The 24,263-nt window shown below is 21.0% G+C and carries 23 protein-coding genes and 1 tRNA gene; 13 read left to right on the top strand and 11 right to left on the bottom strand.

Annotated features, from left to right (window positions below; translation table 11 throughout):
- Positions 1 to 11 precede the first annotated feature (11 nt).
- The 5 genes from trmD to RJU59_RS01480 all read right to left on the bottom strand — a co-directional run bounded on the left by trmD (position 12) and on the right by RJU59_RS01480 (position 4,280).
- A complete protein-coding gene (gene trmD, locus RJU59_RS01500) occupies positions 12 to 740 on the bottom strand; it encodes a tRNA (guanosine(37)-N1)-methyltransferase TrmD (protein WP_343155325.1) in 729 nt (242 codons plus the stop codon).
- A 30-nt stretch (positions 741 to 770) separates the two neighbouring features.
- On the bottom strand, positions 771 to 1,307 hold the full coding sequence (rimM, locus tag RJU59_RS01495; RefSeq protein ID WP_343128451.1) for a ribosome maturation factor RimM: 537 nt from the start codon (positions 1,305 to 1,307) through the stop codon (positions 771 to 773).
- Positions 1,304 to 1,561 carry a 30S ribosomal protein S16 gene (gene rpsP, locus RJU59_RS01490; RefSeq protein WP_343128450.1) on the bottom strand — a complete coding sequence of 86 codons (258 nt, stop codon included), beginning with the start codon at positions 1,559 to 1,561 and terminating at the stop codon, positions 1,304 to 1,306. The genes rimM and rpsP overlap by 4 nt, the downstream gene beginning before the upstream one ends.
- Before the next feature lie 63 nt (positions 1,562 to 1,624).
- Positions 1,625 to 2,971, bottom strand: a complete 1,347-nt coding sequence (ffh, locus tag RJU59_RS01485) for a signal recognition particle protein (protein ID WP_343155044.1) — start codon at positions 2,969 to 2,971, stop codon at positions 1,625 to 1,627.
- Positions 2,972 to 3,146: 175 nt separating this feature from the next.
- Positions 3,147 to 4,280, bottom strand: a complete 1,134-nt coding sequence (locus RJU59_RS01480; protein WP_343155043.1) for a prephenate dehydratase domain-containing protein — start codon at positions 4,278 to 4,280, stop codon at positions 3,147 to 3,149.
- Positions 4,281 to 4,585: 305 nt separating this feature from the next.
- On the opposite strand from RJU59_RS01480, the gene rplM reads away from it, so the two are divergent.
- Together rplM and rpsI are read left to right on the top strand one after the other, a co-directional pair.
- Entirely contained in the window at positions 4,586 to 5,014 is a 429-nt protein-coding gene (gene rplM / locus RJU59_RS01475) for a 50S ribosomal protein L13 (RefSeq protein WP_343155042.1), read from the top strand.
- 30 nt (positions 5,015 to 5,044) lie between these two features.
- Positions 5,045 to 5,428, top strand: coding sequence for a 30S ribosomal protein S9 (gene rpsI / locus RJU59_RS01470; protein WP_343128446.1), 384 nt, complete (start codon positions 5,045 to 5,047; stop codon positions 5,426 to 5,428).
- A 92-nt stretch (positions 5,429 to 5,520) separates the two neighbouring features.
- Here the strand turns inward: rpsI and cgtA are convergent, their stop codons facing one another.
- The 4 genes from cgtA to RJU59_RS01450 all read right to left on the bottom strand — a co-directional run bounded on the left by cgtA (position 5,521) and on the right by RJU59_RS01450 (position 7,880).
- Positions 5,521 to 6,555, bottom strand: coding sequence for an Obg family GTPase CgtA (gene cgtA, locus RJU59_RS01465; protein WP_343128445.1), 1,035 nt, complete (start codon positions 6,553 to 6,555; stop codon positions 5,521 to 5,523).
- Positions 6,556 to 6,649: 94 nt separating this feature from the next.
- Positions 6,650 to 6,910, bottom strand: coding sequence for a 50S ribosomal protein L27 (gene rpmA / locus RJU59_RS01460; protein ID WP_343155041.1), 261 nt, complete (start codon positions 6,908 to 6,910; stop codon positions 6,650 to 6,652).
- Positions 6,911 to 6,918: 8 nt separating this feature from the next.
- Positions 6,919 to 7,242: a 50S ribosomal protein L21 gene (rplU, locus tag RJU59_RS01455; protein WP_343155040.1), complete on the bottom strand. Its 324-nt coding sequence runs from the start codon at positions 7,240 to 7,242 to the stop codon at positions 6,919 to 6,921.
- A gap of 386 nt (positions 7,243 to 7,628) precedes the next feature.
- Positions 7,629 to 7,880 carry a BolA/IbaG family iron-sulfur metabolism protein gene (locus RJU59_RS01450; protein WP_343128442.1) on the bottom strand — a complete coding sequence of 84 codons (252 nt, stop codon included), beginning with the start codon at positions 7,878 to 7,880 and terminating at the stop codon, positions 7,629 to 7,631.
- A 374-nt stretch (positions 7,881 to 8,254) separates the two neighbouring features.
- Here RJU59_RS01450 and greA point away from each other — a divergent pair, with 374 nt between their 5' ends.
- The 11 genes from greA to RJU59_RS01395 all read left to right on the top strand — a co-directional run bounded on the left by greA (position 8,255) and on the right by RJU59_RS01395 (position 21,895).
- The gene (gene greA, locus RJU59_RS01445) at positions 8,255 to 8,734 is read left to right on the top strand and encodes a transcription elongation factor GreA (RefSeq protein WP_343128441.1); all 480 of its coding nucleotides are present in this window, start codon (positions 8,255 to 8,257) and stop codon (positions 8,732 to 8,734) included.
- An 85-nt stretch (positions 8,735 to 8,819) separates the two neighbouring features.
- On the top strand, positions 8,820 to 9,455 hold the full coding sequence (locus RJU59_RS01440) for an RlmE family RNA methyltransferase (protein ID WP_343155039.1): 636 nt from the start codon (positions 8,820 to 8,822) through the stop codon (positions 9,453 to 9,455).
- 52 nt (positions 9,456 to 9,507) lie between these two features.
- Positions 9,508 to 11,343: an ATP-dependent zinc metalloprotease FtsH gene (gene ftsH / locus RJU59_RS01435; protein WP_343155038.1), complete on the top strand. Its 1,836-nt coding sequence runs from the start codon at positions 9,508 to 9,510 to the stop codon at positions 11,341 to 11,343.
- A 291-nt stretch (positions 11,344 to 11,634) separates the two neighbouring features.
- The gene (secG, locus tag RJU59_RS01430; RefSeq protein WP_343155037.1) at positions 11,635 to 11,892 is read left to right on the top strand and encodes a preprotein translocase subunit SecG; all 258 of its coding nucleotides are present in this window, start codon (positions 11,635 to 11,637) and stop codon (positions 11,890 to 11,892) included.
- 72 nt (positions 11,893 to 11,964) lie between these two features.
- Positions 11,965 to 12,050, top strand: a tRNA-Leu gene (locus RJU59_RS01425).
- A 243-nt stretch (positions 12,051 to 12,293) separates the two neighbouring features.
- On the top strand, positions 12,294 to 13,784 hold the full coding sequence (gene nusA / locus RJU59_RS01420) for a transcription termination factor NusA (RefSeq protein WP_343155324.1): 1,491 nt from the start codon (positions 12,294 to 12,296) through the stop codon (positions 13,782 to 13,784).
- Between the two features lie 16 nt (positions 13,785 to 13,800).
- Positions 13,801 to 16,473, top strand: coding sequence for a translation initiation factor IF-2 (gene infB / locus RJU59_RS01415; protein ID WP_343155036.1), 2,673 nt, complete (start codon positions 13,801 to 13,803; stop codon positions 16,471 to 16,473).
- Between the two features lie 72 nt (positions 16,474 to 16,545).
- The gene (gene rbfA / locus RJU59_RS01410; protein WP_343155035.1) at positions 16,546 to 16,914 is read left to right on the top strand and encodes a 30S ribosome-binding factor RbfA; all 369 of its coding nucleotides are present in this window, start codon (positions 16,546 to 16,548) and stop codon (positions 16,912 to 16,914) included.
- A gap of 328 nt (positions 16,915 to 17,242) precedes the next feature.
- Complete coding sequence (gene rpsO, locus RJU59_RS01405; RefSeq protein WP_343155034.1) at positions 17,243 to 17,512, top strand: 30S ribosomal protein S15; 270 nt, start codon at positions 17,243 to 17,245, stop codon at positions 17,510 to 17,512.
- Positions 17,513 to 17,694: 182 nt separating this feature from the next.
- Entirely contained in the window at positions 17,695 to 19,725 is a 2,031-nt protein-coding gene (gene pnp / locus RJU59_RS01400; protein WP_428994333.1) for a polyribonucleotide nucleotidyltransferase, read from the top strand.
- A gap of 409 nt (positions 19,726 to 20,134) precedes the next feature.
- The gene (locus RJU59_RS01395; RefSeq protein WP_343155033.1) at positions 20,135 to 21,895 is read left to right on the top strand and encodes a DEAD/DEAH box helicase; all 1,761 of its coding nucleotides are present in this window, start codon (positions 20,135 to 20,137) and stop codon (positions 21,893 to 21,895) included.
- Between the two features lie 86 nt (positions 21,896 to 21,981).
- On the opposite strand, the gene RJU59_RS01390 is transcribed toward RJU59_RS01395, so the two are convergent.
- Both RJU59_RS01390 and argF read right to left on the bottom strand, forming a co-directional pair.
- A complete protein-coding gene (locus RJU59_RS01390) occupies positions 21,982 to 22,368 on the bottom strand; it encodes a Rid family detoxifying hydrolase (RefSeq protein ID WP_343155032.1) in 387 nt (128 codons plus the stop codon).
- A 30-nt stretch (positions 22,369 to 22,398) separates the two neighbouring features.
- Entirely contained in the window at positions 22,399 to 23,448 is a 1,050-nt protein-coding gene (gene argF / locus RJU59_RS01385) for an ornithine carbamoyltransferase (RefSeq protein WP_343155031.1), read from the bottom strand.
- Positions 23,449 to 24,263 lie beyond the last annotated feature (815 nt).

Below are 24,263 nucleotides of genomic sequence, written 5' to 3'. Positions count from 1 at the left end.
TTTTATTAAATTTAAGTTTTTAATTTTTTTATTATTTTTTTTTCTTGTTTATTCAGTTTTATTTTTTTTAATAGTTCAGGTTTTTTAATCCAAGTAGCTTGTAAAGATTTTTTTTTTTTCCATTTTTTAATTTCTTGATGATTTCCAGATAATAAAATTTTTGGAACTTTTATTCCCCATATTTCTTGAGGTCTGGTATATTGAGGATAATCTAATCTGTTTTTTATGAATGATTCTTCTTGTAAAGATATTTTTTTTTTTATAACCCCAGGTATAAATCTAGTTATTACATCAATCAGAACCATTGCTGCTAGTTCTCCTCCACTTAATACATAATCTCCAATAGAAATTTCTTCATCAATTTCAGTAATAATAATGCGTTCATCAATTCCTTCATATCGACCGCATACTAAAATTAAAGATTTATTTTTAATTAATTGAAAAATTTTTTTATTATTTATTTTTTTTCCTTGAGGAGATAAATAAATTACTTTTATTGGTTTTATAGATTTTTTTTTTGCACATGTAATAGCTGATTTTAATGGGATTGGAGATAATAACATTCCAGGACCTCCACCATAAGGTTTATCATCAACATTACGATATTTATTATTTGAATAATTTCGTAAATCAAGCAAATTTATTTTAAGAATATTTTCTTGTATAGCTTTTCTAGTTAGACCATATTCTGTAATAGCTTTAAACATTTTTGGAAAAATACTTATAATATTTATTATTATCATATTTTATATATATTTTTTTTAAAAAAATTATTCAATTAAGATTATTTTTTTTTTTATATTAACTAATTTAATGATTTTTTTTTCAATAAACGGAATATATTTATATTTAATATTTATGTTATTATTTTCCATATATTGAACTTTTACGATTAAAATATCATAAATAGTATTGTTTGTTATTTTATAAACTAATCCTATTTTTTTATTTTTTTTATAAATAGTACATCCTATTATGTCTTTCCAATAATATTCTGTATCATTTGATTTTGGTAATGTTTTTTCATGTATAAAAATATTAATTGTATTAAATTTTTCTGCTTCTGTTCTATCATTAATTTTTTTTATTTTTATAATAAATTGTTTTTTATATATTTTCCATTTTTGAATTAATAATTTTTTCCATATATATTTTTTTTTACTAATGAATTTTTTTATTAATAAAGGATGATATTTAAATAAATTTTTTTTTTTTTCTGTAAAAGAAAATAAATGTAACCATCCTAGTATTCCATATGGTTTAAGTATTTTTCCCACTATAATATATTTATTTTCATTTAAATTCATTTTATAGAATTACACTTTTTTATATTTTTTAATAAATTTTTTACTCTTTCTGAACATTTTGCTCCTTTTTGTGTCCAATATTGTATTCTTTCCATATTAATTGAAATTTTTGTATTAATATTTTTAGAAAAAGGATTAAAAAATCCTATTTTTTCAATAAATTTACCATCTCTAGGAGATTGACTTCTTGCTATTACAATTTTATAAAAAGGTTTTTTTTTTACTCCATGTCTTGCTAATCTAATTTTAATCATATTTTTTTCCTTATAATATTAAAGTTTATTAAATTAATTATATGTTGAATTGATAAATTTTTACTAATTAAAAAAATTTTTTATATTTTTAAAAATTTGAGTTATATTGCCATTATTTACTTTTTTAATAACTTTTTGAATACTTGTAAACTGTTTTAACATAATGTTAATATCTTGTATTTTTACACCAGATCCTAGTGCTATTCTTTTTTTTCTAGAAAATTTTATAATTTCAGGATGATTTCTTTCTTTTAATGTCATTGATAATATTATAGAAGAAAATTTGTTAATTACATTACTATTAATATTGTGATCTAAATTTTTATTATTCATAAAACTATTTTGTGGCATCTTATCTATTAAATTTTTTAAATTTCCCATTTTTTTTACTTGTTGTAAATGTAATAAAAAATCATTTAGATTAAATTTTTTATTTCTTTTATTATTTTTTTCAAAATTTTTTTTTTGAACTAAACTAAAGTTTTCTTCAATTTCTTCTATTATGGATAATACATCTCCCATTCCAAGTATTCTATTAACTATTTTTTCAGAATTAAAAATTTCTAAATCTTGTATTTTTTCACCAATTCCTAAAAATTTTACAGGTTTTTTAGTCATTTCACATATGGAAAAAGCTACACCTCCTCGAGAATCTCCATCTATTTTTGTGATAATAAAACCTGAAAGTTCAATATATTTTTTAAAATTTTTTGCAATATTAATTGAATCTTGACCAATCATGGAATCAATTACTAATATTGTTTCAATAGGTTTAAAAAAATTATGTACAATTTTTAATTCTTCCATCATCTCAGTATTTATGTGCATTCTTCCTGATGTATCAACGATTAATACATCATACATATTATTTTTTGAAAACTCTAATATTTCATTAGATCGATTTAGAATATTTTTAGAAAAATGGGGTTGAAAGAAATCAATTTTGTCGCTTTGACACAAAATTTTTAATTGTTCAATACCTGCTGGTCTCATAATATCTATTGAAGATACTAAAACTTTTTTTTTTATTTTATTTTTTATAAAAAATCCTAATTTCGCTGCAGAAGTAGTTTTTCCCATGCCTTGCAATCCTACAATTAAAATAATAGCAGGAGGTGTTGTAGATAAATTTAGTAAATAATTTTTATTATTTATGCAAGAAATTAGTTCTTTTTTTACTATTTTTATTAATTCTTGTCCTGGTGTAAGAGTTTTATTTATTTTTTTACCAATAGATATATTTTTAATATTCTTTATAAATCGTTTAATTACAGGAAGTGCAACATCTGCTTCTAACAAAGCTGTTCTAACTTCTCGTAAAGTATCTTGAATATGTTTTTCAGTTATCATTCCATGATTAGATATTTTATTAAAAATATTTGTTAATCTTTTAGTTAAGTTTTTAAACATATAATCCTTTTTACATTTTTAATTTATTTGAAAAAAAATAAACAATTTATACATATTATTAATTTTTTATTTTGTACTAAATTTATTTTTTTATATAAATATTACAAAAAAATATTTTATCGATATTAAATGTTTTAATTATTATATTAATGTAACATTATTACATTTTATATAATTATATAATTGGATACGAACCTAAATATTGCATGAAAATAGTATTTTTTTCTAATTTTTTTAAAAAAATATTTATTTTTTCTGATTGTTTATGATGTATCATTTCTAAATAAAAATAATCTTGTACAGGATTTTTTTTTATAGGATAAACTTTTATTTTTTGTAATTCAATTTTATTTTTTTTTATTTCTTTAAAAATTTTAAAAAGTTTACTTGTATCTTTATTAATAGTAAAAAATATTGATGTTTGAAAATTTAATTTAATTTTTATATTATTTTCTATTTTAGAAATAATTATAAATCGAGTATGGTTATCAATAATATTTGATATATTATTTTTAATAATTTGTAAACCATATTTTTTTCCATATATTTCATTTCCAATTACAGCTATATTTGTATTTGGATAATTTTTTATTTTTTTCATTCCATATGAACTACTAGAGACATATCGAATTTTCCATTTAGGAAATTGATTAAAAAATTTTTTGCATTGTTGAAAAGGTTGAATGTGTGTATATATTTCTTTAATTGTTTGAATTTTTGTATTTTTGTTTCCTAATAAACAATGGTTTATAGGAATATATATTTGATCAAAAATAAATATTTTTTTATCAAACAGTAAATTACATATTTCTTGTATATATCCAGAACACTTATTTTCTATCGGAAGAATACCAAAAATTGTATCTTCTTGTTCTACTTTCGTAATTACTTCTTGAAAATTAATACAATCTTGTTTGTGCATTTTTTTAAATTTATTTTTTTTAATATATTCTTTTGTAGCTAAATATGAATAGGATCCTTTAGGTCCAAGATATGCAATATATTGTTTTTTAGAAAGATTTTTTATGTCAAAAAATATTTTTTTTTGTATTAATTTAGAATATTCAATAATTATTTTAAAAATATTAACGATATAAAGTATATTTAGTTTGTATTTTATTGAATTTTTTTGTATTTTTTTAAAAATTTTTTTTTCACGAGTAAAATCTTTAATTTCTAATTTAGAATATATTTTTTTTTTTGCTATTTTTTTTGCAATTTTCATTCTTTTTGATATTAATTTAATGATTTGATTATCAATATAATCGATTTCATTTCGAAATTTATTTATATCATATTTCTCATACATATTTTATCTTTTCCTTTTTTAAAAAAAATTATGTTTTATTAATAATTTTTAAAATCGTATATAAATTATTATTTAATAAATTTAAAAAATTATAAAAAATATTTAAAACAATTTTAAATATTTTATTATAGTTTATGTTTTATTTTTAATATGTTTCAAAAATGTACTTTTATTATAAAATTGATCATGTTATTATTTTTAATTTTAATACAAACAAATTATTTTTAATACATTTTTATAAATTATTAGAATGAAATTATATATATATATTTGTAATTAAAATGAATTTTTCAAAGGATTATTCAATGAAAAAAAGTATAATACACAAACAATTAGTAAAAAAAAATTGGTATTGTGTTGATGCTACTAATAAAATATTAGGAAGATTATCTAGTAATATTGCAAGTTATTTACGAGGTAAAAATAAACCAGAATATTCTAGAAATTTAGACAATGGAGATTATATAATTGTAATTAATGCTAAAAAAATATTAGTAACTGGAAAAAAACAAAACGATAAAATTTATTATCATCATACTGGATATATTGGAGGTATAAAAAAAATTAAATTTCAAGATATGTTATCCATGTATCCTGAACGAATAATTTACTTAGCAGTAAAAGGAATGCTACCTAAAGGAATATTAGGTAGAAATATGTTAAAAAAATTAAAAATTTTTTCAACTGAAAATCATAATCATCAGTCACAAAATCCTATTTTTTTAAAAATATAATTGTTATTTATTTGTAGGTAAAAATTTTATATGAAAAACTATGGAACAGGAAGAAGAAAAAGTTCTTCTGCAAGAGTTTTTTTAAGTTTAGGAAATGGTTTAATTACTATTAATAAACGTACTTTAGAACAATATTTTGGAAGAAAAACTTCTTGTATGATTATATATCAACCTTTAGAATTAGTAAAAATGATTGATAAAGTAAATTTATATATTACTGTAAAAGGGGGAGGTATATCAGGACAAGCAGGAGCTATTAGACAGGGTATTACAAAAGCATTAATTCAATATGATAATACTTTTAAATTGATATTAAGACAATCAGGATATGTAACACGAGATTCTAGAAAAGTGGAAAGAAAAAAAGTAGGATTTCGAAAATCAAGAAAAAGACCTCAATTTTCTAAGCGTTAATTTTTTTAATACATTTTTTTCAACGCGAGATATAGAATATCCGGGTTGAAAAAAAAATATTTTCTTAAATATAAAAATATATTTATATAAATTTATATTTTTTTTAAATTAATTTTATTTTTTTTATTAATATAATATTGTATATTAGAACAAAGAAAATTAGTACCTATTTTTTTTTTAGCAGATATTAGAAAATATTTTTCTACAGAATCAATTTTTTTTAGAATTTTATTTATTTTTTTTTTCAATTTTTTCGAATCAAATAAATCTATTTTATTAAAAACAATCCATTTATTTTTTGAATATAATTTTTTACTGTACTTTTTTAATTCATTTAATATTATTTTAATATTTTCTGACGGATCAGATTTATCTATTGGTTTTAAATCAACTATATGAATTAATATTTGACAACGTTCTAAATGCTGTAAAAATCTATATCCTAAACCTAATCCTGTATGAGCTCCTTTGATTAATCCTGGTATATCAGCAATTACAAAATTATTTTTTTTTTTATTTGTATAAACAACACCTAAAGAAGGAAATAATGTAGTAAATGGATAAGAACCAACTTTATTTTTTTTTGAAGAAATACTATTTACTAAAGTAGATTTTCCTGCATTAGGCAATCCTAAAGTTCCAACATGAGCTAATAACATTAGTTGTAATTTTATTTCTTTTTCTTCTCCACACTTACCTTTGGTTTTTTTGTATGGAGATCTATTTGTAGAAGATTTAAATCTTGTATTTCCTAAACCATGCCATCCTCCTTGTACTAATAATATTTTTTTATTTTTAGAAATCATATCACTGATTAATTGGTTGTTTTTATTTTCTAATATTCTTGTGCCTAAAGGTACGTTAATTATTATGTCTTTTCCATTTTTACCAGTACAATTTTTTGATTTACCTTTTTCTCCATCTTCAGCTTTAAATTTTTTTTTAAATTGATAGTGAGATAAAGTATTAATATTAGAATCTGTTTTTATCCAAATATTACCTCCATTTCCTCCATTTCCTCCATCGGGACCTCCTTTTGGTATAAATTTTTCTCTTCTAAAACTAATACAACCATCTCCTCCTTTTCCTGCTGACACATTTATTACCACTTCATCAATAAATTTCATTTTTTCTCTGTATTTTATTTTTACTTAATATATTTTTATTTTTTTATTGTAGAAAAATTATATATATATTTTTATTTTTTTTAAATATTTTTTATTAATTTGGATGAATGACATTTACATAGGTTCGATTGTTTATTCCTTTTTTTGTAAATTTTACAATACCATTTGTTAAAGCAAATAATGTATGATCTCTTCCGCAACCTACATTGTATCCAGGATGAAATTTTGTACCTCTTTGTTTGATAATGATATTTCCAGAAATTACTTTTTCATTTCCAAATTTTTTAACACCTAATCTTTTTGATTTTGAATCTCTACCATTTCTAGTAGAACCACCAGCTTTTTTCTGTGCCATATTTTAACCTATAATTTTTTATTATAATTAATTTTTATTATTTTTACTTGTGTAAAAAATTGTCTATGACCTTGTTGTTTTTTATAATGTTTTCTGCAATTGAATTTTATTATTTTTATTTTTTTTCCTTTTCCATGATTTTCTATTAAAGCTTCTATATTTGTATCTAATAAATATGGTTTTCCAATATATATTTCTTTTGCATCAGAAATTAACATTATTTTTTTAAACTTAATTTTTTTTCCAGATTCATAGTTTAATTTTTCTAATTTAATAATATCTCCTTCGGATACTTTATATTGTTTTCCGCCATTATTAAAAACTGCATACATAAATTAATCCTTTTATATAATTTTTTTATATATTTTGTATTAAAAATATACTGCTATTTTTGGAATTTCTATTTAATTGTATAAATAAATTTAAATTATATAAATTATAATCTTTTTTTTTATTCTTCACAACTAAACTAATTATTTTATAATAAATAAAATTTTTTTATTATCAATGATATTGTTATTAACATAATATATTATTGTATAATTTACTTTTTAATATTTTTATAACATTTAATTTTTATTATTTGTTTATAATTTATAAATTATTTTGTAAATAATTTTTAATATGTTAAATTATATATTTCAATTGATATTTATTTGTTTAAAAATTTTAATTAAATTAAATATTTGTTCAAAAATTTTAATATTTTTAATTTATATTATATATTTTTCCATTCAGAAATTGTATAAGCATGTATAGTTACAGCATGTATACGTTTTTTTTCAAAATATTTCGTTAAACAAGAATAAATAGATTTTTGTCTTTTTAAAGATGACATGTTTTGAAAAATATCTCCTATAGCAGTTATTTTTAAATGATTTTCATCTCCTTCAATATAAATTTTTTGTAAAGATATTTTTTTTTTTATATTATTTTTAATATTTTTTATTTTCATTTTTTTATTATTCAATTTAAAATTTATAAATAAAGTTGAAACTTTAAAAGTTTTATTAGATTATGTATTTATACAAGTAAATTTTATATTATTTATTTTTTTTAAAATATACATTAATTAATATATAATTAACAACAAAATGTATTTTTTTTATTGAAATACAATAATTTATTTTATTTATAATAATACAATTTTCTATAATTTAATAAAATTAACATAAAATATTTATGATACAAGTATTGTATTTGTAATTTATAACTTCATATTATTTTAATAATTAATATTTTTTATAACTAAAAAATTTTTTGAAGGATTTTAGGTATATAAAATTTATTTAGTACAGATGTAGAATTTAAAAGATTTAATAAGGTAATTTTTGGAGTATAATTATGATTAATCAAATTCCGATGACAATAGAAGGTGCAGAAAAATTAAGAAAAGAATTACAAAAACTTAAAAATGTAATTAGACCTCGTATTATTTTTTCTATAAAAGAAGCAAGAAATCATGGTGATTTAAAAGAAAATGCAGAATATCATGCCGCTAGAGAAGAACAAGCTTTCTGTGAAGGTCGTATTCAACATATTGAATCTGTATTATCTAAGTCTAATATTATTGATATAACAAAAATATTTAATTCTGGAAAAGTAATTTTTGGTGTAACTGTAAAAATAATTAATATAGAAACAAAAAAAAAATTTATTTATAGGATAGTAGGAGATCATGAATCTGATTTCAAAAATAATTTAATTTCTATTAATTCACCTATGGCAAGAGGTTTAATAGGAAAAAAAATAAATGATATTGCTATTGTTGAAACTCCAAATAAGGAAATAGAATTTAAGATTTTATCTATTAAACATATTTAAAAAAAATAAAAATTTTATGAATATTATTAATTTTTTTAAATATATTAATTTTTGTTTATTTTAATGTATATAAATAAAAAATTATATGAATAAAAAAAATCGTTCTAAAAGTTCTTCTCGTTGGTTAAGAGAACATTTTAAAGATCCGTATGTTAATAAATGTCATCTTAATAAATTAAGATCAAGAGCATGGTTTAAATTAAAAGAATTGGATTCAGTATATTCTATTTTCAAAAAAGGAATGCATGTATTAGATTTAGGTTCATCACCTGGCAGTTGGTCTCAATATGCTATTGATAAAATAAAAAATAAAAATTCAGAACAGATTTTAGCATGTGATTTATTACCAATGAAACCAATTACTGGAGTTCATTTTTTTCAAGGAGATATTACTAAAAAATATTTTTTAAACAAAATATTAATATATTTTCAAATGAATCAAATTAATGTAGTTATGTCAGATATGTCTCCAAATTTAACAGGGATTTCTTCTATAGATATTCCTAAATCTATTCATTTATCTAATATAGCATTAAAAATTGCTATAAAAGTATTACATAAAAAAGGTTTTTTAATAATTAAATCGTTTCAAGGAATAGGATTATCACAATTAGTAAAAAAAATAAAAAATTTTTTTAAAATTGTAAAAATTAATAAACCTAATTCGTCACGTTCTCGATCTAATGAAATTTTCATAATTGCAAATAATTTACAAAAATAAAAATTTTATTTGCTTATTTTTAATTTTAAAATTAAATATGAGGTTATTTTTTTTGAATGATATGGTTAAAAACCTAATTTTTTGGTTAGTAATTGTAATTGCATCAATGTCTATTTTTCAGAGTTATCACTATTCTAAAATAAAAAATAATCAAATTGATTACTCATCGTTTATATCTGATATAAAACATAATAAAATTAATGAAGTTAAAATTAATAAAAAAAATATTTACGTAATAAAAAAAGATAATAATAGGTATTATACTCATATTCCTATGCAAGATCATAAACTATTAAATAATCTTTTAAAAAAAAATATTAAAGTTACTGGTCTTGTTTCTAAACATAAAGGAATTTTTACATCTATCATTATATCTTGGTTTCCTATGTTTGTATTGGTATTTTTTTGGTTTTTTTTCATGAGAAAAATACAAATAAATGGTGGAAAAGGAGCTTTATCTTTTGGAAATAGTAAAGCAAAAGAATTTTCTACAAATTCAATAAAGATTACATTTAATGATGTAGCAGGATGTGATGAAGCAAAAGAAGAAGTAAGAGAATTAGTAGATTATCTTAGAGAACCAAAACGTTTTCAAAAATTAGGAGGAAAAATACCTAAAGGAATTCTAATGATAGGACCTCCTGGTACAGGAAAAACATTATTAGCAAGAGCGATTGCTGGAGAAGCAAAAGTTCCTTTTTTTGCTATTTCTGGATCTGATTTTGTAGAAATGTTTGTGGGTATAGGAGCTTCTAGAGTGAGAGATATGTTTGCACAATCTAGAAAATCTGCACCATGTATCATTTTTATAGATGAAATAGATGCAGTTGGTAGAAAAAGAGGTTCTGGTTTAGGAGGAGGTCATGATGAAAGAGAACAAACTTTAAATCAAATGCTAGTTGAAATGGATGGTTTTGAAGAAAATGAAAGTATCATTTTAATTGCGGCAACTAATAGACCAGATGTGCTCGATCCAGCTTTATTAAGACCCGGAAGATTTGATAGACAAGTTTTTGTAGGTCTTCCTGATATTAGAGGAAGAAAAGATATATTAGATTTACATATGAATAAAGTTCCTATCAGTAAAGATGTTGATTCTTCAATTCTAGCGAGGAGTACACCGGGTTTTTCTGGTGCAGATTTATCGAATTTAGTTAATGAAGCAGCTTTAATTGCAGCTAAATTTAATTTTAATGTAATTTCTATGTTGGAATTTGAAAAAGCAAAAGATAAAATATTAATGGGTTCTGAAAGAAAATCTATGATTATGAGTAATTTTCAAAAAGAATCTACTGCTTATCATGAAGCAGGTCATGTTATTGTAGGAAGAATAGTTCCAAATCATGATCCAGCACATAAAGTTACAATCATACCAAGAGGTAGAGCATTAGGTGTAACTTTTTTCTTACCTAAAGAAGATATTTTAAGTATTAGTAAAAATAAATTAGAAAGTCAAATATCAACGTTATATGGAGGTCGTTTAGCAGAAGAAATAATTTATGGAAAAGAAAAAGTATCTACTGGATCTTATAATGATATTAAAGTTGCTACTGAATTAGCTCGTAATATGATTACAAAATGGGGTTTTTCAGATAAATTAGGTCCTTTACTATATGCAGATAGTGATGAAGAAGATTTTTTAAGTCATAATTTTTCAAAAAATAAAAAATTTTCAGATAATACTGCAAAAATAATAGATGAAGAAGTAAAATTATTGATACAAAAAAATTATAATCGAGCAAGAAAAATTTTAAATGACAATTTAGATATTTTACATTCTATGAAAGACGCATTGATAAAATATGAAACTATTGATTCCAAACAAATTGATGATTTAATGAATCGCAAAGAAGTAAGAATTCCTATTAATAGGAGAGAAAAAAAATAAATATTTTATTAATTATATTATTTTTTTATAAAAAGATATTTTTATAAAAAATATATCGTATAAAAATAGGAGTTTTTTAAAAAATACTCCTATTTTATTAAAAAAAAATTTTAATATTTTAATAAACGTTGAATTTATATATTTTATTATAATTTAATTTATAATATTATTTCTGTTTACAGAAATAATATTTTTGTTAATATTTAAAATAACTATACATAATAGTAATATATATTTGGTATTAAATTTGTTTAAATATCATTTAAATAATTATGATTAGGATTTGTAAAATTGAAAAATTTTCTTGTATTTGTTTTATCGGTTGTTTCATTTTTTTTAATTTTATTAATTATGATTCAACCAGGAAAAGAATCTAACATGAATTTTTCCTCTAGTTATAATACTACTTTAAAACTTTTTAGATTTATTTTGATAAAAAATAAATTTATAAGTATTTTAACTATTATTTTTGCTACTTTATTTTTTATAATAAATCTATTATTATGTCATTTTATCATACAAAATAATGGAAATAATATTATAAATTAAAATTCTATAAAAATATCTTTATTATTATTAATAAAATACTAAAAAACTTTTTAATATAAAAATTATTTTTATATCGAGATGGTGAAATTGGTAAACACGCTACCTTGAGGTGGTAGTGCTGAAGTTTAAGCATGCGGGTTCAAATCCCGCTCTCGGTAATAAAAAATAGATAATTTATTTTTTTTACATGTTATATTATTATTTTTATATATAAAATTAAAGAAATTTAAAAAAAATAATTTTTAAACCCCGGAATTATCGGGGTTTTTTATTTTTTTTTGACTTTTTTATTTATATCATTAAATATAATAGTATTTGTTAGTTATATAAATATATATTCGTTATAATAATTAATATGTAAAGTAATGTTTATAAATATAGTATTAAAGGAGGATAATTTGATAAATAAGGAAATTCTATCTGTAGTAGAAGCAGTTTCCAATGAAAAATCTTTACCTCGAGAAATAATATTTGAAGCATTAGAAAGTGCTTTGTCTACAGCTACTAAAAAAAAATACGATCAAGATATTGAGGTTCGCGTAATTATAGATCGTAATAATGGTATGGTTCATACGTTTAGAAGATGGAAAATTGTTAATAAAGTATTAAACCCAACGAAAGAAATTACTTTAGAAGCAGCTCAATTTGAAAATTCATCTTTAATTCTTAATGAATATGTTGAAGATAAAATAGAATCAGTTACATTTAATAGAATTACTACTCAAACAGCTAAACAAGTTATTGTACAAAAAGTAAGAGAAGCTGAACGATTAATGATCGTGAATCAATTTAGAAATCGAATAGGGGAAATAATTACAGGAATAGTAAAAAAAAATAGTCGCGACAATATTATTTTAGACTTAGGAAATAATGCAGAAGGAATAATTATTCGAGAAGATATGTTACCAAGAGAAAACTTTAGGCCTGGAGATCGAATTAGAGGGATATTATATGCAGTATATCCTGAAATAAAAGGGGCACAATTATTTATTAGTCGATCTAAATCTGAAATGCTTATAGAGTTATTTCGTATAGAAGTTCCTGAAATTGGAGAAGAAATAATTGAAATTAAAGCAGCTGCTAGAGATCCAGGATTAAGAGCTAAAATAGCTGTAAAAACGCATGATAATCGTATAGACCCGGTGGGTGCTTGTGTTGGAATGAGAGGTGCAAGAGTACAAGCTGTATCTAGTGAATTATGCGGAGAACGTATTGATATAGTATTGTGGGATGAAAATCCAGCTCAATTTGTTATTAATTCTATGTCTCCAGCAGAGGTTTATTCAATTATTGTTGATGAAGATCGACATTCTATGGATATTTCTGTTGATTCAACTAATTTAGCACAGGCTATTGGTAGAAATGGACAAAATGTACGATTAGCATCTCAATTAAGTGGTTGGGAATTAAACGTTATGACAATTGAAGAATTAAATTTAAAACATCAAAAAGAAATTAATTCATCAGTTAGTTGTTTTAAAAAATACTTAAATATTGATGATGATTTGGCTTTAAATTTAGTCAATGCAGGTTTTTCTTCTTTAGAAGAGTTAGCTTATGTTCCTATGAATGAATTATTAGAATCTAATTTATTTGATAAAGAAAAATATTTACAAATTAGATCTTTAGCAAAAAAAGGAATTTCATTATTAAATTTTAAAAAACAGGAATTACTAAAAAAAGAAGAACCTATTAAAGAATTGTTAAAAATAAATCTTATAAATCATGAAATAGGCTTTGCATTAGTTAAAAAAAAAATATTTACTTTAGAAGATTTAGCAGAGCAAGGAATAGATGATTTGATTGATATTAAATATTTATCCTCTGAACAAGCAGGAGAAATAATTATGCAAGCCCGTAATATTTGTTGGTTTAGTAAAAATTCTCAATAAAAAGGAAAAGTATTTGATGAAAGATGTAAAAATATCAGATTTAGCTTCTGAATTAAATATATCTATTACAGAATTAATAAAAAATTTTTCTTATTTTGGAATATTAAAAACAGAAAAAGATATAGTTAGTCAACAAGAAAGAGAATTGGTTTTAGAAAAAATAAAAAAAAAAAGAAAACATGTAAAAGTATTGACATTGCAAAGAAAGGTAAAAAGTACTTTAAAAGTCATAGGATCTAGTGGAAAAAATAAAACTGTTTCAATTGAAACTCGAAAAAGAAAAACGTATTTAAAAATTAAAAATAAAAAAATATTTGCAAAAAACAATACAAATAATATTCAAAATTTATCAAAATTAAAAAATAATACACAAAATAATTTAAAAAATGTTAAAAACAATATTAAAAAAAATAAAATAATTCAAAATAATAAATTATTAAAAAATAACAATAACAATAACAGTTTAAATAATAAATCAATAAATAATTCTATATTAAATAAAAAAATAGATTCTGTGAAAAAAAATAATAAAAAAATTAATAAAAAAACAATATTTTCTAAAAACAAAAATAAAGAAATATTTAATTTTGAATCTTTTAAAAATATTCCAATACATGAAAATAAAAAAAAAATATCTATTAATAAATTAAATTTTAAAGATAAAACGGACATTAATATTCCTTTTAAAGAAAAAAATAAAAAACAAGATAAAAAAATAAATATAAAAAGTTATAAAAATAAAAATTTTAATAATAATTCTTTAAATAATCAAAAAAAATATATTGTTTTTGATATTAACAAAAATAAAAATAATCAAAAAAATTATATTAATAGAAAAAAAAATACAAAAAATATTCATATGACACAAAAAAATAAAATACAAAGTAAGAATATGTATTCTATTCAACAAAATTTCAATAAACCTGTTCAATCTATTAATAGAGATATAATAATAGGAAAGTCTATTACAGTCAGCGATTTGGCTAATAAAATGGCTGTAAAAAGTAATGAATTGATTAAAAAGTTACTTAATTTAGGAGTTTCTGCAACAATAAATCAAGTAATAGATCAAGAAACAGCACAAATCGTTTCGGAAGAGATGGGTCATAAAGTAACTTTATATAATAAAAATCATTTAGAAAATGATTTAATGAAAAATCGTTTTTTAGGAGATAAAAAATTAGAAAAAAGATCTCCTATTGTAACAATTATGGGACATGTAGATCATGGTAAAACATCACTTTTGGATTTTATTAGATCTACAAAAATAGCATCTGAAGAATCAGGTGGTATTACACAACATATAGGAGCTTATCATATAAAAAAAGATGGTAAAAAAATTACATTTCTAGATACACCTGGTCATGCAGCTTTTACATCTATGAGATCTAGAGGAGCTAAAATTACTGACATAGTAATTTTAGTAGTTGCTGCAGATGATGGAGTTAAACCACAAACCATAGAAGCAATTCAACATGCTAAAGCAGCAAAAGTACCTATAATTATTGCGATTAATAAAATAGATAAAATAAATATAGATATAGAAAAAATAAAAAATTCTTTAATTAATTACGGTATTATTTCAGAAGAATTAGGAGGTGAAAATATTTTTGTTCCTATATCTGCAAAAACTGGTAAAGGAATTGATAAATTATTAGATATTATTCTTTTACAATCTGAAATATTAGAACTAAAGTCTGTATTTTCTGGAATGGCTAAAGGGGTAGTGATTGAATCCTATTTAGATAAAGGAAAAGGTTTTGTTGCAACTGTATTAATTCAAGAAGGAATGATAAAAAAAGGAGATATTGTTTTATCTGGATGTGTTTATGGTAAAATACGTTCTATTCGTACTGAACAAGGAAAAATTATTCAAAAATCAGGTCCATCTATTCCAATAGAAATTTTAGGATTATCTGGATTACCTATAGTAGGATCTGAAATTACTGTCGTGCATAATGAAAAAAAAGCTCGAGAAGTTGCATTGTATAGAATTCAAAATATGCGAGATAAAAAATTTTATAAAGAAAAAAAAATTAATTTAGATAATTTATTTCATAATATGAAAAAAAGTTTAAATTCAGAATTAAATATTGTATTAAAAACAGATGTACAAGGAACGTTAGAAGCAATCATAGAATCTTTAATAAGTCTTTCTACAAAAGAAATTAAAATTAATATTATTGGTTCTGGAGTAGGAGAAATTACAGAAACAGATGCGTATTTAGCGATTGCTTCTAATACTATTTTGATAGGATTTAATGTAAAAGCAAATTATTTAGCAAAAAAAATTATTAAATCTGAAAATTTGGATTTAAGATATTATTCTGTAATATATACTTTATTAAATGAAATAAAACTTGCAATGAAAGGTATGCTGTCTCCTGAATATAAAAAAGAAATAATTGGTATAGCAGAAGTTAGAAATGTATTTAAATCTCCAAAATTTGATGTAATTGCAGGTTGTATGGTTACTGAAGGTGTTATAAAAAGAAATAAATCAGTTAGAGTATTAAGGGATGAAATTATTATTTATGAAGGAGAATTAGAATCACTTCGTAGATTTAAAGAGGATGTTTCTGAAATACGAAGTAATATGGAATGCGGTATTGGCATAAAAAATTATCAAGATGTATGTATAGGTGATAAAATAGAAGTATTTGAAACACAAGAAATAAAACAAACATAATTTGAAAAATAAACATTGTAATATTTCAAACACAATATTATAAAAATTACTGTAAAAAATTAAGAAAATATTATGCAAGGCAATAGATCTTTTCGTGTTTCTAATGAATTAAAAAAAGAAATTTCCTGTATTCTGAAACAATCTATTCGTGATCCAAGACTTGATTGTTTAATTACTATTTCTGAAATTGATGTATCTAAAGATCTTTCATATGCTAAAGTATTTGTTACTTTTATTCAAGATAATATAAACGAATATGAAGATAAAAAAAAAATTAAAGAAATATTAAAAATATTAAAAAATGCATCAGGATACATTCGTTTTTTAATTTCAAAACGTCTTAATATGCGAATAATTCCATTTTTAAGTTTTTATTATGATGATTCCTTTTTTAAAGGATATAAAATATCTAAAATAATTGACAATGCTATTAATGAATAAAGTAAAAATATTTTATATATTTTTTCACATTATATTTATGAATATAAAAAAAATTAAATTTTTTATATTCATATATTCATTATGCATAAAATTTAAAAAAATAAATTATATAATATTTTAATATTAATATAAATTAAAAGTTATTTTTTTTTATAAATATTGTATTTTTATTAATTTATTCATTATATTTAATGATAATATTTTATATTAAAAATATAACATAATTATATTAAACTATAACATAAAAATATATATGTATATATTTAATTAATTTTTAGAATAAAAAATTAATTTTTAATTCATTTGTAAAAAATACAATAGGAAAAAAATGAATATTCATCTATTAGACAAAAAAACAATTATTTTACAATTTGGTAAAAACAAAAAAAATTCAGGAAAAACTACGGTACAAATAGCATTGTTGACAAATAAAATAAATATTTTGCAAAAACATTTTTTGATACATAAAAAAGATTTCGGAAGTCGTATGGGTCTTTTAAAAATGGTTTCTAAAAGAAGAAAACTATTAAATTATTTAAAAAACAAAAATTTATTACAATATTCTCATATTTTAAAAAAATTAAAATTACGACATTAGTATTTTTTATAGAATAATGTTTGTTGTTTAATATATAAAAATTAATATTTTAAAAATTTAATTTTTTACACGTAGTTACGATATAAATATATAAAAGTTATATTAAGGATATTGTTTTGTTAAATCCCATTGTACATAAATTTAAATATGGAAATCATAACATTACTTTAGAAACAGGAGTAATGGCTAGACAAGCAACTTCTGCTGTGATGGTAAGTATGGATGACACAGCAGTGTTTGTAACAGTTGTAGTACAAAAAAAACTTGAAAATATAACAGAAAAAAAATTTTTCCCCCTTACTGTAAATTATCAAGAAAGAACATATGCTGCTGGAAGAATACCAGGTAGCTTTTTTCGTAGAGAAGGAAGACCTAGTGAAAATGAAATTTTAATTGCACGGTTAATCGATAGACCAATTCGACCTCTTTTTCCAGATGATTTTTTTCATGAAATACAAATAGTAGCTACGGTGGTTTCAGTAAATCCTCAAATTAATCCTGATGTTGTATCATTAATAGGAGTTTCAGCTGCATTAAGTATTTCAGGATTACCTTTTAGAGGACCTATAGGAGTATCTCGTGTAGGTTATATTAAAGATAAATATGTTTTAAATCCACCTGTTGATTCTATGAAAGACAGTAAATTGGATTTAATTGTCTCTGGAACAAAAAATGCAGTATTGATGGTTGAAGCAGAAGCAAATATATTAACTGAATTAGAAATGTTAAATGGTATTATTTTTGGTCATGATCAACAACAAAGTTTAATTCATAACATTTTTTTGTTTTCTACAGAAGTAATTAAAAAACCATTTGAATACCATCCATTTACAAAAAATATAATTTTGTATGATAAAATATTGGAGAATTGTAAAAATAGAATCATCAACGCTTATAGTATAACTAATAAAATTGATCGTAATACTCAAATTAATGAAATTAAAGAAGAAATTATTACTCATTTAAATATTGAGAATGAATTATATAGTATTTTTGAAATTGAAGATATTTTTCATAAAATAGAAAGAAAAATAGTACGAGATCGTATTTTGAAAGGTGAACCTAGAATTGATGGAAGAGAAAAAGATATGGTAAGAGAATTAGATGTTCGAACAGGTATTTTACCAAGAACACATGGTTCTGCATTATTCACGAGAGGAGAAACACAGGCATTAGTGGCTGTTACTTTAGGTACTTCTAGAGATGCTCAAAATTTAGATGAGTTATTAGGTGATAGAACAGATAATTTTTTATTCCATTACAATTTTCCTCCTTATTCTGTTGGAGAAATTGGAATTGTAGGATCTCCAAAAAGACGTGAAATAGGTCATGGAAGATTAGCTAAAAGAAGTCTATTAGCAGTTATGCCTAACAGTGAAGAATTTCCTTATACTGTTCGAATTGTATCTGAAATTACAGAATCAAATGGATCTTCATCTATGGCTTCTGTTTGTGGAGCATCTCTTGCTTTAATGGATTCTGGAGTTCCTATAAAATCATCAATTGCTGGAATTGCTATGGGATTAGTAAAAGAAAAAGAAAAATTTGTTGTTTTATCAGATATTTTAGGAGAAGAAGATCATTTAGGAGATATGGATTTTAAAGTAGCTGGCACATCTTCTGGTATTACATCTTTACAAATGGATATGAAAATTGAAGGTGTAACCAACAATATTATACAAATTGCTTTACATCAAGCTAAAGGTGCTAGATTGCATATATTAAATATTATGCAAAAAGCATTAAGCGTTCCTAGAAGTAAAATTTCAGAATTCGCTCCTCGAATGCATACTATTAAAATTAATCCAGAAAAAATAAAGGATGTTATTGGAAAAGGAGGGTCAACTATTAGAATGTTGACGGAAGAAACTGGTACTATAATTGAAATTGAAGATGATGGAACCATAAAAATTTCTGCATCTATTGAAGAAAAAGCAAAAAATGCAATTAAAAGAATAAGAGAAATTACAGCAGAAATTGAAATAGGAAAAATTTATACAGGAAAAGTTACTCGTATAGTTGATTTTGGTGCTTTTATTTTAATTGGAATAGGAAAAGAAGGACTTGTTCATATATCTCAAATAGCTGAAAAAAGAGTAGAAAAAGTTACTGATCATTTACACATAGGACAATCTGTTTTAGTAAAAGTATTAGAATTAGATAGACAAGGAAGATTGAGATTGAGTATTAAAGAAGCAAAAAATACGTTTTAACGTATTTTTATCAACAAAATTGTTTAAATATAATTTATTTATAAACAATTTTTAATAAAATTAGTTATTTATGTTAATAATATTAAAATAATAATAAATAAAATAAAATTAATGTTATAATTATAAATAAATTTTTATAAAAAATTAATATATATTTTATATAGATATTAAAAATATATATTCAATTCATAGATATTACAACATACACATTTTCATAATTATTTATTGTAAATAAAAATATTTATTTTTTTAATAAAAAATTAATATTTTTAGTATTTTTCTATTTTTTTACAAGATAATTATACTTATTCTATAAGCCAGTTCACATTATTTCAATGAAAATAAAAAAATATTATCATAATGGGTTATGTAGACTGGCCTTTGTAACTTTAAGAGGCTTTTGTACTACATGATTGATTCTGAAACTACATTTTTACTTCTTGGTTTAAATGCCAATATAATTCGTGCATTAAGTGAAATGGGTTATGTTAAACCATCTCCTATTCAAAAAGAATGTATTCCATATTTATTGAAAAAACGAGATATATTAGGAATGGCACAAACAGGAAGTGGAAAAACAGCAGCATTTGCTTTACCTTTATTAAATAATATTAAAATTAATTTAAAAAAACCTCAAATATTAGTATTAACTCCTACTAGAGAGTTAGCAATACAAGTATCTGAAGCATTTATATCATTTTCAAAATATGTAAAAGGAATTCATGTATTAGCTTTATACGGAGGTCAAAGATATGATTTACAATTAAAATCTTTACGAACAGGCCCTCAAATTATAGTTGGAACTCCAGGAAGATTATTAGATCATTTAAAAAGAGGTACTTTAGATTTATCTTATATTAAATCTTTAGTTTTAGATGAAGCTGATGAAATGCTTCGAATGGGTTTTATAGAAGATGTAGAAACTATTATTTCAAAAATACCAAAAGAAAGACAAACTGCTCTTTTTTCTGCAACGATGCCAGAAGCTATTTGTAGAATATCTCGAAAATATATGAATAAACCAAAAGAAATTAAAATTCATTCCAATATAAAAAACAGACCAGATATTCAACAAAGTTTTTGGATTGTATATGGAAAAAAAACTGAAGCATTAATTCGTTTTTTAGAAACAGAAGAATTTTCTGCAACTATTATTTTTGTTAGAACTAAAAATTCTACATTGGAAGTTTCCGATATTTTAGAAAAAAATGGATATAATAGCGCTGCTTTAAATGGAGATATGAATCAATCACTAAGAGAAAAAACATTAGAAAGATTAAAAAATGGTAAATTAGATATTTTAATAGCTACGGATGTTGCTGCTAGAGGTTTAGACGTAGATAGAATTAGTTTAGTAATAAACTATGATATTCCTATGGATGCTGAATCTTATGTTCATAGAATAGGAAGAACAGGAAGAGCTGGAAGAACAGGAAAAGCTATTTTATTTGTAGAAAATAGAGAACGTCGTTTATTAAGGAATATAGAAAGAATAATGAAACTGAATATTTCTGAAATTCAATTACCTTCTAGTAAATTATTGGAATCTAAAAGAATAAAAAATTTTTCTGAAAAAATTAATTTATATTTAAAAAGTTCAGATTTAGAAAAATATAAAAATTTATTACCAAAAATTTATCCTATTAAAGAAGAAATGAATTTAATAAATTTATCAGCAGCATTATTAAAAATAGCACAAGGAGAACGAGTTTTAATTGTTCCTCCTGATGTTCAAAGAAGACCTTATCAGGATTTTAAAAAAAAAGAATGGAATAACAAATTTGAAAAAAATAATAAAAACAATTTTAGAAAAAATAAAAAAAATTTGGAATCAATTGACATTTATAGAATTGATCTTGGAAAAGATGACGGTATTGAAGTAAGACATATAGTTGGAGCAATAGCAAATGAAGGAAAAATACCTAGTAAACAGATAGGTAATATAAGATTGTTATCCTCATATTCTACAATTGAACTTCCTAAAGGAATATCAAAAGAAATATTGAATAGATGTAGTCGTACTCGTATTTTTAATAAATTTATATATATGAAATTATTGCCTAATTTTCAATTAAAAAATATTAGAAAGTTTAATAATAAAAATAATAGTTTTAGAAAATTTTCTGATAAAAAATTTTTTAAAAATCGTCGTATTATGAAAAAAAAATAATTTTTATATATAAAAAATATTTAATAAATAGTATAAAAAATTTTATTTATGCCACAATGTGGCATATTTTATATAAAAATTTTTTATTATTTTATTGCAATTGCTTCAATTTCTATTTTTACTTCTTTAGGTAATCTACTAACTTCTACACATGAACGAGCAGGATATGTACATTTTTTTTTGTCAAAAAAATTTTTATATATTTTGTTGATATTTTTAAAATCATTTAAATTAGAAACAAAAATAGTTGTTTTAACTATATTATGAACTTTTAGTTTAGCTTTATTTAAAATATTTTCAATATATAGTAAAACTAATTTAGTTTGATCCTTAATATCATCAGGTATATAATTTGATTCGTTTTGTATCGGAATCTGACCAGAAATAAAAATAAAGTTATTTTTTTGAACACCTTGACTATAAGGTCCTATAGGTATAGGGGATTTTTTTGTTTTAATAATAATTTTTGACATAAATAATATTTCTCTTATTGTTCATAAAATTTATATAATTTCTAAATATTGTATTTTTAATTTTTTTTTTATTATTTTAATTTTTTTTATAGTAGAAATTATTAATGATTTAATTGTATGCATTCTATTTTCAGCTTGATCAAAAATAATTTTTTTATTTTTTTGGAAAATTTCATCTGTAATTTCTATTCCACCATATAAATTATTTTCTTTTATTATCTTTTTTCCAATATTTGTGTTCATATCATGCAAAGAAGGTAGACAATGCATAATTTTAACCTCTTTTTTTGCACAAGATAAATTTTTTTTATTTATTTGATATTTTTTTAATAAATTAATTCTATTTTTCCATTCTATTACTGGAGTATTCATAGAAACCCATACATCAGTATATATAAAATCTGCATTATGAATTCCTTCTTGTATTTCATGAGTACACAATATTTTTCCATTAATTTTATTAGATTTTTTTTTACATATTTTTAACATTTTTTCATTAGGAGATAGATTTTTTGGTGATATAATATTTAAATTAAAATTTATTACTCCTGCTGCATCTAATAATGTATTACATATATTATTTTTAGCATCTCCAATATAAGCGCATGTGATCTCATTCCATTCTTTATTTTTAGTATATTCTTTTATTGTTAATAAATCTGCTAATAATTGTGTCGGATGAAACGTTTCAGTTAGTCCATTCCAAATTGGAATTTGAGAATATTTTGACATTAATTCAACTGTTTCATGATTTTTTCCTCTATATTGTATTCCATCATAAATTCTATTAAAAAAATATATGGAATCTTGTATAGATTCTTTATCATTAATATGAGAATCACCTGGTTGAATTAAACTGGTATATGCACCTTGATCTGATGCTGCTACTTCAAAAGAACATCTAGTTCTAGTAGATTCTTTTTCAAATATTAATAATATGTTTTTATTTTTTAAATATTGAATTTCTTTATTTTTATTTTTTTTGTTTTTTAAAAATATAGAAAAATTTAATATTTTTTCTATTTCTAATTTTGTAAAATCAGAAAATTTTAAAAAATTTTTTTTATATAAGCTTTGCATTAATACCTTCTTAATTTATATTAGTAAAATAAAATTTTTAATTAATATTTTTTTAAAAAATATTAAAAAAAAATATTAAAATATTTTTTATAAAAAAATTTTTTATAAATATTTTTATATTAATATAATTAATTTATTTTTTATTTAATGATTAAAAATTTATTATAATTTATTTAAAAAATATATTTTTATTTAACAATATATTTAATATATAATAAAAATATAAAAAAATTTTATTGTCTGTAATAATTATTTTAAAATAATTTTATAACTATTAATATTTGTAAAAATAATAAAAATTTAATTAATAAAATTATTTATATCAAAAATTTTTATTTTTTTATTATTTTATATATATAAATAAACATATAATATTAAATAGATCATTAAAAATAAAATTTTATCAAATATTACTTCTTAATTTTTTTACTTCCAAGGTGCATTTCTATTAAATATAAAAAATTTTAAAAAATAAAAAATATTTATACAATAGAGAATTAAAAAAACATTAATAACAGAATATTGATACATTTACAAAAAAATATATATAAAAAAAATATAAAAAAAATAACTTTTATATCAATATATTTATTTAAAAATATTAAATTTTATAAAAAAAATATAAATTTATATGTTATTAAGATTATTTTTTTGAAAATAATATTTTTATTTAAAATAAAATAATTAATTTTTATAAAGATTACTATTTTCATTTTATAAATTATATTTTTTATATATTTTATATTAATTTTAGTAAAAATTATTAATATTTAAATTTTACTTAATAATCATAAAATATTTATAAAAAATTGATT

Origin of the sequence: Buchnera aphidicola (Kurisakia onigurumii) (assembly GCF_039394605.1) — a bacterium.
Taxonomy (GTDB): domain Bacteria; phylum Pseudomonadota; class Gammaproteobacteria; order Enterobacterales; family Enterobacteriaceae; genus Buchnera_I; species Buchnera_I aphidicola_B.
This window is presented reverse-complemented; position numbering and strand designations above follow the sequence as displayed.

Excerpts from the sequence above, each read along its gene's own strand:
- rimM (WP_343128451.1), bottom strand. The coding sequence starts at position 1,307 with ATGAATTTAAATGAAAATAAATATATTATAGTGGGAAAAATACTTAAA.
- rpsP (WP_343128450.1), bottom strand. The coding sequence starts at position 1,561 with ATGATTAAAATTAGATTAGCAAGACATGGAGTAAAAAAAAAACCTTTT.
- ffh (WP_343155044.1), bottom strand. The coding sequence starts at position 2,971 with ATGTTTAAAAACTTAACTAAAAGATTAACAAATATTTTTAATAAAATA.
- RJU59_RS01480 (WP_343155043.1), bottom strand. The coding sequence starts at position 4,280 with ATGTATGAGAAATATGATATAAATAAATTTCGAAATGAAATCGATTAT.
- rplM (WP_343155042.1), top strand. The coding sequence starts at position 4,586 with ATGAAAAAAAGTATAATACACAAACAATTAGTAAAAAAAAATTGGTAT.
- rpsI (WP_343128446.1), top strand. The coding sequence starts at position 5,045 with ATGAAAAACTATGGAACAGGAAGAAGAAAAAGTTCTTCTGCAAGAGTT.
- cgtA (WP_343128445.1), bottom strand. The coding sequence starts at position 6,555 with ATGAAATTTATTGATGAAGTGGTAATAAATGTGTCAGCAGGAAAAGGA.
- rpmA (WP_343155041.1), bottom strand. The coding sequence starts at position 6,910 with ATGGCACAGAAAAAAGCTGGTGGTTCTACTAGAAATGGTAGAGATTCA.
- rplU (WP_343155040.1), bottom strand. The coding sequence starts at position 7,242 with ATGTATGCAGTTTTTAATAATGGCGGAAAACAATATAAAGTATCCGAA.
- greA (WP_343128441.1), top strand. The coding sequence starts at position 8,255 with ATGATTAATCAAATTCCGATGACAATAGAAGGTGCAGAAAAATTAAGA.
- RJU59_RS01440 (WP_343155039.1), top strand. The coding sequence starts at position 8,820 with ATGAATAAAAAAAATCGTTCTAAAAGTTCTTCTCGTTGGTTAAGAGAA.
- infB (WP_343155036.1), top strand. The coding sequence starts at position 13,801 with ATGAAAGATGTAAAAATATCAGATTTAGCTTCTGAATTAAATATATCT.
- rbfA (WP_343155035.1), top strand. The coding sequence starts at position 16,546 with ATGCAAGGCAATAGATCTTTTCGTGTTTCTAATGAATTAAAAAAAGAA.
- rpsO (WP_343155034.1), top strand. The coding sequence starts at position 17,243 with ATGAATATTCATCTATTAGACAAAAAAACAATTATTTTACAATTTGGT.
- pnp (WP_428994333.1), top strand. The coding sequence starts at position 17,695 with ATGGCTAGACAAGCAACTTCTGCTGTGATGGTAAGTATGGATGACACA.
- RJU59_RS01395 (WP_343155033.1), top strand. The coding sequence starts at position 20,135 with ATGATTGATTCTGAAACTACATTTTTACTTCTTGGTTTAAATGCCAAT.
- RJU59_RS01390 (WP_343155032.1), bottom strand. The coding sequence starts at position 22,368 with ATGTCAAAAATTATTATTAAAACAAAAAAATCCCCTATACCTATAGGA.
- argF (WP_343155031.1), bottom strand. The coding sequence starts at position 23,448 with ATGCAAAGCTTATATAAAAAAAATTTTTTAAAATTTTCTGATTTTACA.